The 1,262-nt window shown below is 24.7% G+C and carries 1 protein-coding gene; it reads right to left on the bottom strand.

Annotated elements, in window-relative coordinates; translation table 11 throughout:
- Positions 1–75 precede the first annotated feature (75 nt).
- A complete protein-coding gene (locus tag AWT72_RS08585; RefSeq protein WP_067143648.1) occupies positions 76–1,158 on the bottom strand; it encodes an IS30 family transposase in 1,083 nt (360 codons plus the stop codon).
- Positions 1,159–1,262: the final 104 nt, after the last annotated feature.

Genomic DNA, 1,262 nt, shown 5'->3' with positions numbered 1-1,262 from the left:
TGTAAGTTGTAATAGTAAATGTCCAAAAATTTTAAATTTTAGATTTTGTGTCTATGTTACTATTTTCAACTACTTTTATGCTTTTTTCATATATTCATTATATACTTCTTTTGATGTTTTTCCTTCAAAAAGTTTTCTTGGATAATTATTTATAAAACTTTCTATCTTTTTTACTCTTTTTATTGTCAAATTAACCATACTCTTGCCTTTTTTTATATGCCTTCTTATTAATTTATTATTGTTCTCATTACTCCCACGCTCACCTGAACAGAATGGGTGGGCATAAAACCAATCTAACATTTTATCTATATCTTTTACTCCTATAAATTCTGAACCATTATCTGATGTTATTGATTTTATAGGTTGTTTATTTTCAACTAACACTTTTTTTAATATTTTCTCTACATTTTCTGCCTTTTTAGATTCTAATAAATATATTTTTTCATATCTACTTACTCTTTCTGTCAATACTAAAAGACATGTACTTTTCCCTGACCTTGTTCCCACTACACAATCTATTTCCCAGTGTCCAAATGCTGTTCTGTCATTTATTTCTGTTGCTCTCATTTCTATACTTAAGGCATTGGCTTTCTTAATTGCTCTATGGTGCTTTATTTTGGATTTATTTCGTTTGTATGGCAGCTTATCAAGCCTAACTCCTTCACTTTCAAATAAACCCACATTAATGTAGTTATACAATGTTTTTAAGTTAAAGTCTACTCTATATTCTTTTCTTTTTGCTTTTTCTAATGCTGCATATGGTGAATATTTATTCTTTAGTTGTTTAGATATATATTTATATACTTCCATATTATTATCTATTTTTAATTTTGTTTGTTTATTTAATTTCTTTTTTTCTCTTTTGTTATTTGAAATTGTATAACTGTATGAATATACTTCATTATACAATTCATCTTTTTTTATATATTTTCCTCTAAATATTTCTCTTTTTATTGTTCTTACTGATCTATCTAATTTTTCTGCTATTTCTTTATATATTTTACATAATTTCTTTTTGGTATTTGTTAATACCTTCTTATTTGTTTCATTTACTTTCCCTAAATTATTTTTTATTTCACTTGATAGATAACCTTCTATAAATGATTTTTCATCTCTACTTAGGTATTTATTTTTTCTTGTTTTTATGTTATTATTCATGTGTGGATGTGTTCCTTTCGTTAAAGTGTCAAATTAATGATAACACATCCACTTTTTATTTTCCAAATTTTTTCATTTTTGGACATTTACTATTACAACTTACA

The organism is Oceanivirga salmonicida (assembly GCF_001517915.1).
GTDB classification, from domain to species: Bacteria; Fusobacteriota; Fusobacteriia; order Fusobacteriales; family Leptotrichiaceae; genus Oceanivirga; species Oceanivirga salmonicida.
The sequence above is the reverse complement of the archived record's forward strand: the minus strand, read 5'-3'. Positions and strand labels throughout refer to the sequence as shown.

Bases quoted from the DNA above. Each gene is read 5' to 3' on its own strand.
- AWT72_RS08585 (WP_067143648.1), bottom strand. From the start codon at position 1,158: ATGAATAATAACATAAAAACAAGAAAAAATAAATACCTAAGTAGAGAT.